This window comes from Spiroplasma mirum ATCC 29335 (genome assembly GCF_000565195.1).
GTDB classification, from domain to species: domain Bacteria; phylum Bacillota_I; class Bacilli_A; order Mycoplasmatales; family Mycoplasmataceae; genus Spiroplasma; species Spiroplasma mirum.
Genome location: NZ_CP006720.1, coordinates 419,450 through 433,145, shown reverse-complemented (window position 1 = coordinate 433,145; position 13,696 = coordinate 419,450). Strand labels below are relative to the sequence as shown.

Below are 13,696 nucleotides of genomic sequence, written 5' to 3'. Positions count from 1 at the left end.
CGGTAATAAACGTTTGGGATCTTTTTCCGCATAAGGAATTGCTTCCTCTGTAATAAAACACAATGCTAAGAATCAGTTCACACAAGGCTTTGCGGTTTTTTGGTATTCATACTTTTTTAAATACTAAACATGAATAAGCAATTGCTAATGGGAAACCATTCCGACTGCCATTACTGAACCCATAATAGTTGGTTCATAAACAAAACCAGATTGCCCAACATTAGGATTAATTGATAATGTTCCTAATGTGTAAACTACCTTATTGACAGGTCCTCCCAAGTTAACACACATCATAAATCCTAAAATTAATTCCACAATAACTGAAACATTATATTCATTTAATTTGGTTACTCCTAATTTTAAGCCATAAGCAAAATAACCTAACGGAATGTTTAAAGCAAACATTACGATTCCAATTGCTAAAACTGATAGCACCGGAATAAAAACAATATCTTTAACTCTCCGTAAGGATTGGGGAATTTTTTTAAACATTACTTTTAAACCATACACAATGAAGGCCGCCGCATATCCACTGACTAGCGACCCAATGAATCCTGAATTATACTCTAATCCTGATGGTAATAAACTGCCAATTCATTAACTCATTTCGTGGGGTCTTGGCCCGAACTATATAACATTTCAGGTGCGGTTGCTGCTAAATCGGCAATCATTCCCAGCAAAAGTCCTTGGGGACCAACAATTGAATACGCAACATAGGCTCCTAAAATTGGAATCATCATTGCAAAAGCAATTTTTCTCAGACCACTAAACCAGCGGGCAATTGGACATTTAGTTCCAAAGTCACTACCCGTATAACCCGAATCTAATAAAAATACAATTCCTAAAATAATTCCCCCAGTAACAACGAATGGTAACATTCGTGAAACCTCGACTAATAAATTTCGCGAAACATATTTAAATTGTTTTAAAGAAATTTCGCCAACTTCATCACTGGCACTTTTATTTTTAATCGTTGTTAAACGATCATGATTCAAATATCGCTTAATAACAAACAGCTTAACCATCATAAATAGCATCTTTGGTTCCAACTTCAAGAACTTCTTTATTGGCAAAGCGCCCTAAATTAGTAACTGCCTTATCAGCGGCAAAAATAATAATTTTAGCATTGGCAATATCTTCCGAGCAGTTAAAACGGATTCGGAACCGCTACGACCTTGGGTTTCAATTTTAACTGTATATCCCATTGCATCGGCTGCTTATTCTAATTTTTCTTTTGCCATATAAGTATGATCGATACCAGTTGGACAAGCGGTAATCCCAATCACATCATAATGTTGATTTGGTGCTAAATTGTCCATCTCTGGTGATGCTTTAATTTGAAAAGCATTAATTAGTTCTTGGTAAGATGTTGCATTTCTAATTTGGTTAATTGTATCCTTATTAGTTAAAAACATTGCTAACTGTGATAATGCTTGAAGATGTTCTTCCCCGCCTTTCTCCTTTAGTTACTTTTCTTTCAATTTGCGGAAATAATTTCAACCTCATTTGTTGTCGCAAATTTTACTAATAACTTATGATTAAATTTAGTTTGGTCAGCTAAAACATACACTTGCTTTGCTCTTTTAATAACTTCGGCTTTAATCATTGCTTCTTCAGGATCAGTCGTATATAACTCATTATGGTCAATTCCATTTACTCCTAAAAAAGCCAAGTTAATATTATATTTTTGCAAAGTACTAATTGCTTCTCAACCGATTAAAGCGCCGGTTAATAACTTATAACTTACCTCATAATAAATAAACATCATGAAAACCAGCGATAGCTAATAATTCAGCATGTAAAATTGAATTAGTAATAATGATAATTTTTTGGGTTGGATCAATTAATTTAATCAAAGCTAATGTCGAAGAACAAGCGTCTAAATAAATTGACATTTTATCTTTAATTAACTTAACAGCTTTATTAGCAATTAAATATTTTTCTTTTGCATTATGCTGGATCTTTTGATTAATTTGTTCTTCAAAGCCGTATTCTTTACTTTCCTTTAATTTAACTCTCCCATGAGTTTTTTTAATTAATCCTTGCTGTTCCATTTCCGTTAAGTCACGACAAATAGTAGTTGGTGAAAGATTTAATTTTTCAATAATATCATTAACTAAAATGATATGGTCCTCTTTTAATAATTCTAAAATTTTATGCCATCTAATATGCTTTATCACCTATTTTCATTATATCCTAATTTAACCAAAATAAACCAAAAAAACTAAAAATAATAAATTATGATAGAAATTATTCGTTTTCAACACTTTTTTTGTTTGAATTTTATCAAGGTTATTTTTAAGCTTTTTTTGTTAAATTGCTATAATTTAAGTATATTACAATTAATTAATGTAGGAATAAAATTACAAAGAGAGTATTTAAAATACCATAAAAAATGAACTTTTTTATGGTATTTTTCTTGAAATAGAGGTGCCCTTGTGCCATAAGAAAATTTATCTTTAAATAATAATGAAGGAATTGTAGAAGATTTAACAGAAAATGAACAATTGTTAGACAACGACAATTCTTCACCATCTTTGGAAGAAAAAAGACAACCATCACAACAATTTGAAGAAAGTTTTGATGAAGGGTTTGTTGAAGATTCAGATAATGAAGAGCTTGAAAATGAACCGGCCAATAATAAAAGTTTATGAACGAGAATAAAAAATAAACTTACTGGAAATAATGAAAAAATAAAAGTTAGTAATGTTGTTTTTTTAGCATTATGAAAATTTTATAATGATTTAAATAAATATGAAAAAGACGAACAAAACAAAATTAAAGAATATTATCAAAAATTTCACAAATAAATTTATAATATTTTAGCAAACAGTAATGAAAATGATGAAATTGTAATAAAAGTTGAGGGACGAGAAGTTGCAGCTATTACAATTGGAGAATTAAAAAAATGCCTGGTGATTTGGTAAAATGAGTTTATGATCAAATTGAAACTAATAATAAGATCAAAGAAACTTATACAATTAATGCTGAAGAACTAACTGAAAAGAAACAAAAATTAATACAAAGAAAAATTAAAAATGCGAAAAAAACAAATGATATTCAATCTCAATTGGATAACCATTATAACGAACAATTAGTTCTTACCCCATCTGCGCCACCAGTGAATGATGACTCAATTCATAAATAATAAGATAATTTAATTAATATAAAAAAATGGATAATTTAATTATCCATTTTTTTATAAATATCAAATTGCTGATCATTCCATATCCGATAATTACTTTTAATATTAATCCGTTCTAACGTCACAGAAATGATAATAGAAAAAATATAACAAATAGCAATTTGGATGGCATCATTAATTAACTCAATAATAGCTGCGGATGGACCAAATAATAAATAAGCATATAAAACGTATCATAATAGCATTAAACTACTTAATAAGTTAGCAACATACCTAGTAATAATACGATATAAAAAGTAAGTAAGAACAAACATTAAGATTCGAATAATAATTGAAACTGGAATGAAAACTAGCCCCCCCGTTATTAAGTCAATTATTCCAGCATAAAGTATCCCTGCAATTAGCATTAATGGCCCACGAATAAATATTGTTAATCCTAAAAATAACCCATCCGATAATTGTAAAACACTTTTCCCATTAGCAATTTTAATAAACTGACTAATAAAAGCAATAATAATTAAGATTGCAGTAACTAATGCAAGGGTTGTTAAATAACGAATTGATTTTAAGCGGTACATAAGAATCATTTCCTTTTAAACAAATTGTTGATGAACAGCAATTTTGGGGGAAGGATTATTATAAAAAACACTAGTTTCTACTGGTTTTTTTCCTTCGCGTTGAATTTTTAGGAGAATAAGATAACCATTAATTACTTTGACTTTAATCCCTTCTTTCGTTAACGTAACAATTGTTCCGTTTGCTAACTGTTGATCACTAATAGTTAAATGATCTAAACTAATTTTTGCCTCGTGAATTTTATAAATTTTATCATTGATAGTGGTATAGGCAATTGGTCACGCATATAATCCCCGAATCTGGTTATAAATATTCTCTTTAATTTGATTCCAATTAATTCGTTCTTCTTCTCGTGTTATGTTATAAGCAAAAGTAACCTTTGTTTCATCCTGGGCTACTGGGTGGTATTTATTTTCTAAAGTTGGAATCAAATGATGTTTAATAATGTCAATTGCTAACACCATTAATTTATCATGCAATGAACTGGCTGTATCAGTTAAACTAATTGTTAGTTTGTTTTGATAATAGACATCCCCCGCATCCATTTTTTTAACCATTTGCATTAAACTAATCCCTGTTTCATGATCCCCATAAATAATTGCTTTATGAATAGGTGCCCCGCCCCGTAATTTTGGTAATAATGATGCATGGACATTTAAACAATTAATAGTTGGCAATGCTAAAATTTTGCTCGGAATAAATTGGCCATACGCACAAGTTAAAATTAAGTCGGGTTGTAATTGGGCTAACTCTTCATAGGCATCAATTAATTTTTCTGGTTGAAAAACTAGTAAGTTATTAGCGAGCGCTAATTGCTTCACAGGTGAAAACTGAACTTCTTGTTTGCGCCCAGTTTTCCGGTCGGGTTGACACACTACCCCGACAATATCAAACTGGTTTTTCATTTCTAACAAAGTTTTTAAAACACTTGTGGCAAACATGGGGGTCCCCATAAAAATTACCCGATATTTTTTCATTTTAATCATTCCCTTTCTATAAATAATGGTGCAGGTGTAATAATTGTTTAATATGTTGGAAAATTAAGACCATTGCTAACGTATCACGGTTACAATATTTCAACATTGCGGAACGAAAATATTTTAACCAAATTGGTAAGGTAATATTATTTTCAACGCGCCGGCGGAAGGTTTCACTGGCCATATCCCCTTTTCGAATTTTCAATTCCTGGTAAGTAAACTGGGGATCAAAAGCCGGTTGGGTTTTTTTAATTGATTTGGAACCATAAAATTCTGGTTTATAAATCATAAAGTCTTTAAAAAAAATCCATTAAATCAATTGTTTTGGCTCTAATTTCTAATAATTTAGTTTGGAGATATTGGTATTGCTGTTTAAGCGATATGTTATCTGTTGTGGAAATTTTTCAATTTAAATAATCCGCTAGTTCAAAAAGAACTTTACATTCAAAACTTTTATAATATGCAACATATACTCCCACCCCATTCTTAGTTAAATCAGCAACTAACTGGGTAGCCAACGCCAAGCGCGGATCTTCAAGACCATCAGCTAAATAAGCATAATGGTCCATAGTGCTTTCATCTTGATAATCAAAGTTATCATCTGTTAAAACATGGACTGAATATTGAAAAGGGATCTGCTGATAAGAATATGAATAATCAAAACGCGGAACGGCTGCTTTCATTGTCTCAAAGTCATACATGTAAATGGGATATTGATACTGACAAAAAATCTGTAGTAATTCATCTACCCGGTGGGGATTGATAATGGGGTCTAAATCCTGGAGCACTTTAATTTGCCGCGTTTGGGGTTCATTAAATTGTAAAGTTTTTTTTAAGGTGGCTGAGCGTTTAAAATTAAATGGCAAATGGATATCTTTTAACATCATAATATTTTCTTCATATAATAGTAAAGTTTTCTTGCCCATCCCCCGGTAAAGTTCAAAAACACTATTATGCTCGGGAAGCAAGGCACTTGCATGTTGGCAATAACCATAATAACGAAAATGATCATCTGGTTTTTGGTTTCAACAACTAGCACTCACAAATAAATCATAAATTTCTGCTAATGATTTTTGATATCCTAGTTTAATTGATGCTAAATCGAGTTCAATCGCGCGCTCATTTTTTAACCGCGGGTCAGTAATATCACCAGTTGTTAATTGCTGAGCAAATGTCATTAATGATACCCCTTCCATTCGTGTCAATGGTTGTTTAAAATAGTCTTGCAAAATAAAAAGGCGATCATAATTAATATCGCCGTGGCGATAATATGACGGGTCTAATAACATTACTGAAATTTTACTAATCTGCAGACCACAGCCAGTTAAAACATAATATTGGTAAGCAATATCATAGGCATGATCAATCTTCAGATCTTTTTCGATATACGCACCATAGTCTTTATCATATTTTTTCCCCGTAGAAGCTTTTACTTCAATTAAATGAAAACTACCATCATCTAAACGTTTTAAAATATCACATTTGGTAATACAATTATTATATTGAAAAGAAGGTTCAAAATATACTTGGTAAGACTGGTCTTGTAAAATCTCCTGGGTTTTAGCAAAAGCAATTTTTTTACTATAATGGTCAAGATTAAAACATTTATAATCGCGAGTAAAATATTCCCGGGCCCGGGCTCCTACTTCATTTCCATCCGCAATGGTTTCCCCAGGATAAAATTCAATAATCTCTTCGGGATCAATTAATTGGTTTAAATCATCATGATAATTGATTAGTTTTTGGGTGTCAAAATCATCATTGCCTTTTCCGGCTGGTCAGGCTGTTTCTAACATTAAATCATAGAGGTTTTCATTCAAAATATTAACAGCATTATTCTCTTCATCTTCATCATTTAAAAAACTATCTTCATCAATTTTTGCACCATGAATATTGTCTTTTAAATCAAAAAAAACGGAAAGTTGTTGTTCACTAACCCATGTTTGAACTTGTTTTAAGTTTGCCCGGTTAGCTAATGCTCAGGATAATTTAAAACATTTTTTAAAGCGTTTATAATCTTCTTTTTTTAAAGTAAGTTTAGGATCCATTTTTATTAACCTCCAACTAAATTAATTATACTAATAAAATAAAAAAATAAATTCAAACTTAAATTTATTTTTTTATTTTCGGGGCACAAATTTTTCAACTTTTGGTTTTGGCTTATCTTCGAGATGACCACTAGCCGCTGTTTTTTTACCAGCTTTACGTAAATTGCGCTCTTCTTCCCGTTTTTTTAACATTTCCTGACGTTGTTGTTCAATTTCTTTTTTGGTTTGTTCTTTTTGGGATTTTTTTTCTTCTTTTGTTAACTTAACTTTCTTTTCAATAATATTAATTCGGCGTTTAGCTTCTTCTAAATCAATTTCTTGGTTAACAGTTCACGTTGTTTCATATTGTTTTTTACTAATTTTTTTTGAAATTCCTTCAATTTCAAACGCTTTTTGCTCTAAGAAATTATTTGTTTTTGCCTCGTAAATGTCAACAATTACATCAAAAATATCACGGTATTTATATTCTTTACCTTTGCGGGCAATAACTTTTTCATATTCTAAGCGTAAATTTTTGCGATTATCAGTTTCTTTAATATATTGTTTAATTTTATCTTTAACTTGTTTTTTTCGTTTTTCCCGTTCTAATTTTTGGGCTTTTTTCCCCATTACCGACGAAACCACCGCAAAAATAATAACTGCCACCACAATCACAACCAAAATAATATTCATTGTCATTGAGTTTCCAAATAAATTTGACATTTAAAATAAACCTCCCATAAGTTTTAGTTCCATGATGAATCTAACTGCTAGTTAATACTAACCTTTTTCTTATTAATATTATATCTTAACAAAACAAATAGTAAATAAAATTTACCAAGATTCTAACTTTAAAAACTGATAAATTTTATAATTTAAGTTGTAACACTTTTGGTTTCTTCTTCAATAATTGCAATCCCCTCTAATTCAGCACCACTTTCATTTAGTAAGCACTGAACAGCTTCTTGTTCTGTCACTGGTAAAAATTCAGCATCTAATTGGGCTTGGAGCGCAGGGTTGTTTTTTAAACGATTACGTAGTTTTGGCATATAATAAATAAAATACCACCCCACGGCAACTGCAACAAAGAATCAAAACATTAAAAATTCAATTAAAGTAGCGGCTAAAGTTGCACCGGTTTCATTAATCATCGTTGTAATCATTTGGTAATTAAAAATAATAAACTGAATTGTTAAAAAAATAAACGTAATGGTAAATAAAATTCATTCTCAAACTTTAATTTTTAACTGACGTCGAAAACCCATCACGCAACACGCTGCTAACACAAAAATATAAATAACAATCGTAATATTTGTGGAAAATCCTAAAACAGTTCCAAAATCAAATCCCGAACCAATCGCATCAGGGATCACTAACATAATAATACAAGCAATAATTGTAATAATTAAGTTAACAGTACTTGCTCGCATTGCAATATTTTCTTTATCTAAGACAGCTAGTTTTTCACTAATATATCCTTCTTTTGCTAATGGCTCAATCATTCCCCCCGAATATAAGGAATTTTGCATCGCACCGTTTAGTTTTAACGATAAAGTACAAATGACCAAAATTACCATTCCGGTGGTCCCTGCAATCCCAGCAACAACGTTATTAGGATTATAATTACTTGTTCCTGAGCTTCAACCATTATGGTTAATACCAACCTCTGTAATTGCACCAATAATAAAGACGGTTACTACTAAGTAAAAAATTGTTGCAATCGCCAAGATAATTAGAATCCCACGCCCAAAATTTCGTTGCGGATTTTTCACATTTTTAGCAACTACAATAAATGTTTCAAAACCAACAAAGAAATAAAAGAAACTACTAAAAGCATTATTAAACTTGTCAACCGTAAAGGATAAGTTTTTCGTCCCCTGGGCGGCCTCGCTAAACGCAACATGGCCATTTTGGATCATTAAAATGATGGCACAAATAATTAAGAAAATAGTTGAACCCCATTTGATAATTCCCGATAAGTTAACAAATCAACGAAAACCTTTCATTCCAAAGTACATACAACTAGCAACTAAGGCATAAATTAAGATTCCAATACTATCAATAATTAGGTTTTCTCATCGTTTTGGAGCTCACGCAAAAATTGGTAGTTGGTTTAAATTAGTTCGAAACATTGAAATAATAGTAACAATAATTGTTGAAGGTAAGGTAATATATTGGATAAAACCAATTAACCATCCACAAAAACGACCAAAGACCCCCCGCACATAAACATAAGCCCCACCGTTAGCATCGTGGTAGACTTTACTACACTTGGCAAAAGCTCAGGCACTACCCCATGCCATTAAGGCTCCTAATAAAATAATTCATAAAATATGTAAGCCTAATCCCCCAGTTTGCCAGTAATATATTGAAATAAATGACATTGGAAACGCAATCCCACAGGTGTAGTTAAACCCAATTCAAACTAGTTCCGCTAAACTAATTTTATTTTTTTCCGGTTTTGTTGTTTTGGACCAGAATTTTATTTTTGTCCAAAATCCTTTTTTTTCCATTTTTAAGTCCTTTCTATTTAATAATTAGTAAAAAAGAACGAGATAATAAAACTTATTATCTCCCTAGTTGGTAATTATTCTTCTCGTAAATCTCCTTCTAAGGTAAGCACTTCTTCGCGAATATGAAGAGCATCCTGAAGATTTTCATTATCTTGATTATGGTAAATTGCTTTGTTCCGAACTAAATAGTTATCTAATTTATCTTGAATTTCTTTCATTACATAGTGTCAATCATCAACCACTACAAATTGAGCATCTAAGGCTAGTTGAATAGTTGGATCTTTTTGTAATCTTGCTTTGTATTTAGGAATATAATAAGCAAAGTATCAAATAATTGCAAAGAGAATCATGGCCAGAATGTAAGCAACTTCAATGGTATTTGAAACCAGGGCAGCTACTCCCGCCGCTGAATCCTTTGTACCTAATTGCGCAATGGCACTATAATATGATTTTCCTAAATCAATAAAGAACTGAATAAATTGTCAAATTAAGAAAACAAACACTAACATTCAGGCGATCATTTCTCAAATTGTAACTTTCATTTTTTTAGTAAATCCTAATTTTAAAGCCGTTGCAATTACAAAAACATAAATAATAATCATAATTAATGAGGCTTCTCCCACAATTGCGGCATAGGAGAATACCGAGTCTCCACCAGTCGCCCCTTGGATAATATCAGGGATAAATAACCAAATAATGGCAAAAATTAAGGTAATTACTAAGTTTAAAAATGAAGCACGAAACGGAATGTTATCTTTAGTTAATTCTTGGTATTTTGCCGGGAAAATTCCCTCTACCGCAAACGGTTCTAAAATTGATCCTGAATATAAGGCATTTTGCATTGCTGCATTCGCTTTTAATGAAACAGTACAAATTAACATAATAATAACACCAATATAATATAGTCAACTTCCAGCGTGATCACCTAATAAACGAAAGACTTGTAAATTAGGGTTATTGCTAAATTCTCCCCCAATGGCTCCTAACATTAAAATGGTTACCACCACATAAAAGATGGTTGATAATAACATCGTTCAAATAATACTACGGCCAATATTGCGTTCGGGATTTTTAACGTTTTTCCCTATTGTCGCATATGTTTCAAAACCAAGGAAGAAAAAGAAACACGAGGTAAAAGCAGTAGAAAAATTGCTTGAATTTAATTGGGTATATTTACTACTTGCGTTTAAATCTCACGCTGAAGTACCATTTAAGGCAAACATTACAATTAATGCAATAAATAATAATGCGGTTGAACCCCATTTAATATAACTTGAAGCATTTAAATAGCGTTTTAACATTTTCATTCCTAAAAATAAAGTACATGAGACTAACATATAGACAAAGACCCCAACAGCATCTCATGTTAAATTAGCTCAATTTCCTAAAATATCTTTGGTATCTAAAAATGTTCCTGATCCCACAAAGTTTAATCTAATCATTGAGACAATTTGTGAAGTTACAATAATTGGTAAGGTTGTATATTGTAAAAAAGAAATAAATCAACCTCAAAACTTCCCAAAATTACTACGCACATAAATGTAAGCGGCCCCGTTTCCGGCTGGGTGTACACGTGATAATTTATTAAATGCTCACGCACAAGTTCCCGCCACTAATCCTTCAATTAAAAAGATTCAAATCATATGCATTCCTAAAAATAACCCATCATGTTTTTCCGATGATATCATTATCGTTGCGTAAACCGAAGTAAAAGCAATCCCACAAGTATAGTTAAAGCCTAATCATACCAACTCTTGCAAACTAAACTTCTTTTTTTCACCACTAACTGTCTTATTTTCAGTTTTCGCAGAGTTTTTCATTTTTTTAAAATACTCCTTTCTTTTTCAAAAGATATTAAATAATAAACTTGATAAAGGCATCATGGTTTTTTTAATTTAAATAAAAGGATATTACTAAAATTACTTTAAACTCAAAATGAATTATAATTTAAAGTAAATCTAGATATCTAATTTATTGGCATATCATTTATTTAAATTTATTAAATAATTCCTTTATATAAAAATTAGTATAATTAAAAATAGTTGAAAAAGCAAGTAAAAAATGCCAAGTATTTTAAAAAACCCGATAAAATTAGCCTTTTTCACCATGTTAAATATTAATTAACTTCAAACATCCAAGTTGTTTAAATATAATTACTCCTGATTTTTATTATTATTATAATTATTTAATATACTTGTAGCGAATAAATAAATTATTCACCTTTATAAATAAATGAAAACATATTAGAGCACACAAAGGGCATAAAAGTAAACAATATTTTTACAGTTTTTTTATTTATTTAGAAAAAATAGAAAAACAATTAGGAATTTTTAACATGGAAATATATAATAATACAAAATTAATTAAAAATCTTGAAACAGAACGAACAGCTTTTTATTAAAGGATTATCCCGATTTAGATTAATTTTTGCAAAATATTATTAAAAATAATGAAGAATATATAGAGACAACAAATACTATTTATAAAAATTTTTTAGTATTTAAGGCTAACACATTTGGAAATGATAATACGTCAAAAAATGAATGATACCAATATCATTATTTATTAAAATCAGAATATAATTATGACTTTATGAGAATATTTAATTATTTTGGTCCTAAAATATACTTATTTAAATTTACCAATAACGATTTTGCTGAAAAAATTATTTAAGAAATTAAAAATAATATGGTACAATTTAAAATAAATTTTTTAAATATGGTTGAATTAGCACATGACAATAGCATTAGCACACAACTTGAAAATTTAATTATTAAAAATTTATATGAAGTTACTAAACATAATGAATCAACTACTTTAAAAATGTTATCTACTAGTCTCGAAAACAAATTTCCATCTTATGGTATCATTCAAAAGTACCATGAATACACTAATAAAATTAATTCATTAAGCCATTTTAGATATTTTGCTGAACTTTACCATACTAATAACCCTTATGAAACATTTAAAAAAGATAATTTTTCTAATTCCTTTATGATCCCTTATGAAATTTTAAATCAAATAAAATCTGAGATTTTTACCTCTCAAAAAGAAAAATACAAAGAATCAATCTTTAAAAATAAATGCCATGAAATTATTGAAAAAATAATGTCCCTTCAACAAAAATTTATTAAAATAAGAAGCAGCAAGCAAATTAATGAAGTAATTTCAAAAAATAAAACTGAAATCAAAGATAATGAGCAATATAGTTTTGACACAAACATAATAGCTATTTTAAAAGAAATTAAAACTGTTTTTTTTTTTTTTTCGAGATAACAGATGAAATTATAAAAATTTATGACAAGTTAAATTTAGAAATAAAAGATTTCAATAATGATATCTTAAACAATTTTGGAAAAACAATTGATTTTGAAGAAATTAATACTATCCCCTATCAAAAACTTCTTAACGATTGAAATAAAATTGGTGAATATCTTGATAAGTTTAATCCAAAATTATTAAATTCTAATGAGTAAAAAATATAGCATCTAATTTAATAGATACAATCCATATATTAATTAATGAATTAATTTCCAATAATTCAAATTTAGAAAAAGTTAACTATGTTTCAATACTTTTTAAGGGAGAAATATCTCTATTTTCTGATATTAATTCATCAGTCCAAATTTTTTGTAAAAAATGCTCAACAAATTTTAGGTTCAATCACAGAATTATATGAAAATAATAACAAACTAGATATATTAAATAAACAACTAAATCAGAGCACAGAAGAATACATACAAAAACTTAACGAAAATATTACTATCCAAGAAACACTAAACCAAAATAAAACAAAATACATAAAAGAACTAGAAATAACACTAAGAACACAAGAAAAACTTCACAAACAACAACTAGAGCAAAACAATGAAAAACACCAAAAAGAAATAGAAAAACTAAAAACACTAGTGGGCAAACAAGAAGAATTAAAAAAATTTTTGATAGCAGTAAAGACGATACTATCAATAAAAATTCAGTAATATCAAATGTTCTTCAAATAGATAATAGTCTTCTTTCTCCTATACAAGTAACATTATTAACTATATATTGAAATCATAGAGAAGAGATAAACAAAAAAACTAAAGAAATAAATTTAAAAAATGAAGAATTAATACAAACAATAAAAGTATTAGAACAAAAAATAGAAGAATTAGAAAATAATTTTTCCCAAAAAAATGCTAGTGAAATCCCTAGAGTACAAAATTATCTTATTGAAAAATATCTTGAAAATTTAGAAAGTTAAAAGATTGAATGTACTTACAAAACAGTTGATGACTTTCATACCCCATATGTCAAACACAAAAAAGCATTTATAGATACTAAATTAACTGGTTTTCACGCCTAAGAAAAAGTAATCATTCTTAATAATAATAAAACTATAGAAAAAATTATTAAATATGCAATATTAGCCATAATAAAAGTGTGTGAGCCTTATTAAAATGCTCTTGATCAAGTGGG

Annotated in this window: 17 protein-coding genes; 5 read left to right on the top strand and 12 right to left on the bottom strand. The window is 29.3% G+C overall.

The features are described 5' to 3' along the window. Positions 1-144: 144 nt before the first annotated feature. Both P344_RS05990 and P344_RS05985 read right to left on the bottom strand, forming a co-directional pair. On the bottom strand, positions 145-510 hold the full coding sequence (locus P344_RS05990; RefSeq protein ID WP_025317257.1) for a PTS sugar transporter subunit IIC: 366 nt from the start codon (positions 508-510) through the stop codon (positions 145-147). A 56-nt stretch (positions 511-566) separates the two neighbouring features. After that, positions 567-1,028, bottom strand: coding sequence for a PTS sugar transporter subunit IIC (locus tag P344_RS05985; protein ID WP_025317256.1), 462 nt, complete (start codon positions 1,026-1,028; stop codon positions 567-569). A 38-nt stretch (positions 1,029-1,066) separates the two neighbouring features. Here P344_RS05985 and P344_RS07845 point away from each other — a divergent pair, with 38 nt between their 5' ends. Continuing rightward, positions 1,067-1,192, top strand: a complete 126-nt coding sequence (locus P344_RS07845) for a hypothetical protein (RefSeq protein WP_269078614.1) — start codon at positions 1,067-1,069, stop codon at positions 1,190-1,192. 25 nt (positions 1,193-1,217) lie between these two features. Here P344_RS07845 and P344_RS05980 read toward each other — a convergent pair whose 3' ends face one another. From P344_RS05980 to P344_RS07835, 3 genes are read right to left on the bottom strand one after another with little or no spacing between them, the layout of a single operon-like run. Further along, positions 1,218-1,415 carry a hypothetical protein gene (locus P344_RS05980; RefSeq protein WP_025317255.1) on the bottom strand — a complete coding sequence of 66 codons (198 nt, stop codon included), beginning with the start codon at positions 1,413-1,415 and terminating at the stop codon, positions 1,218-1,220. 47 nt (positions 1,416-1,462) lie between these two features. Then, positions 1,463-1,768: a DeoR/GlpR family DNA-binding transcription regulator gene (locus P344_RS07840; RefSeq protein ID WP_269078613.1), complete on the bottom strand. Its 306-nt coding sequence runs from the start codon at positions 1,766-1,768 to the stop codon at positions 1,463-1,465. Beyond that, positions 1,737-2,180: a DeoR/GlpR family DNA-binding transcription regulator gene (locus P344_RS07835; protein ID WP_269078612.1), complete on the bottom strand. Its 444-nt coding sequence runs from the start codon at positions 2,178-2,180 to the stop codon at positions 1,737-1,739. Before P344_RS07835 ends, P344_RS07840 begins: the two co-directional genes overlap by 32 nt. Positions 2,181-2,507: 327 nt before the next feature. On the opposite strand from P344_RS07835, the gene P344_RS02170 reads away from it, so the two are divergent. Both P344_RS02170 and P344_RS02165 read left to right on the top strand, forming a co-directional pair. Further along, positions 2,508-2,810, top strand: a complete 303-nt coding sequence (locus P344_RS02170) for a hypothetical protein (protein WP_025317254.1) — start codon at positions 2,508-2,510, stop codon at positions 2,808-2,810. A gap of 98 nt (positions 2,811-2,908) precedes the next feature. Further along, positions 2,909-3,148: a hypothetical protein gene (locus P344_RS02165; protein WP_025317253.1), complete on the top strand. Its 240-nt coding sequence runs from the start codon at positions 2,909-2,911 to the stop codon at positions 3,146-3,148. Positions 3,149-3,183: 35 nt separating this feature from the next. On the opposite strand, the gene P344_RS02160 is transcribed toward P344_RS02165, so the two are convergent. From P344_RS02160 to P344_RS02135, 7 genes are all read right to left on the bottom strand, one after another. Continuing rightward, positions 3,184-3,723 carry an ECF transporter S component family protein gene (locus tag P344_RS02160; protein ID WP_025317252.1) on the bottom strand — a complete coding sequence of 180 codons (540 nt, stop codon included), beginning with the start codon at positions 3,721-3,723 and terminating at the stop codon, positions 3,184-3,186. Between the two features lie 15 nt (positions 3,724-3,738). Then, a complete protein-coding gene (fmt, locus tag P344_RS02155; protein WP_025317251.1) occupies positions 3,739-4,698 on the bottom strand; it encodes a methionyl-tRNA formyltransferase in 960 nt (319 codons plus the stop codon). 16 nt (positions 4,699-4,714) lie between these two features. Beyond that, positions 4,715-4,987, bottom strand: coding sequence for a hypothetical protein (locus P344_RS07400; RefSeq protein ID WP_248679177.1), 273 nt, complete (start codon positions 4,985-4,987; stop codon positions 4,715-4,717). 7 nt (positions 4,988-4,994) lie between these two features. Further along, on the bottom strand, positions 4,995-6,746 hold the full coding sequence (locus tag P344_RS02150) for a DUF2779 domain-containing protein (RefSeq protein ID WP_248679176.1): 1,752 nt from the start codon (positions 6,744-6,746) through the stop codon (positions 4,995-4,997). Between the two features lie 72 nt (positions 6,747-6,818). After that, a complete protein-coding gene (locus P344_RS02145) occupies positions 6,819-7,448 on the bottom strand; it encodes a hypothetical protein (protein WP_038677565.1) in 630 nt (209 codons plus the stop codon). A gap of 152 nt (positions 7,449-7,600) precedes the next feature. Next, the gene (locus tag P344_RS02140) at positions 7,601-9,238 is read right to left on the bottom strand and encodes an APC family permease (protein ID WP_025317249.1); all 1,638 of its coding nucleotides are present in this window, start codon (positions 9,236-9,238) and stop codon (positions 7,601-7,603) included. Between the two features lie 74 nt (positions 9,239-9,312). Continuing rightward, positions 9,313-11,058: an APC family permease gene (locus P344_RS02135; protein ID WP_025317248.1), complete on the bottom strand. Its 1,746-nt coding sequence runs from the start codon at positions 11,056-11,058 to the stop codon at positions 9,313-9,315. Positions 11,059-11,926: 868 nt separating this feature from the next. On the opposite strand from P344_RS02135, the gene P344_RS02125 reads away from it, so the two are divergent. Together P344_RS02125 and P344_RS02120 are read left to right on the top strand one after the other, a co-directional pair. After that, positions 11,927-12,514 carry a hypothetical protein gene (locus P344_RS02125; protein WP_025317246.1) on the top strand — a complete coding sequence of 196 codons (588 nt, stop codon included), beginning with the start codon at positions 11,927-11,929 and terminating at the stop codon, positions 12,512-12,514. A gap of 287 nt (positions 12,515-12,801) precedes the next feature. After that, entirely contained in the window at positions 12,802-13,218 is a 417-nt protein-coding gene (locus P344_RS02120; protein WP_025317245.1) for a hypothetical protein, read from the top strand. The last annotated feature ends 478 nt before the right edge of the window (positions 13,219-13,696 follow it).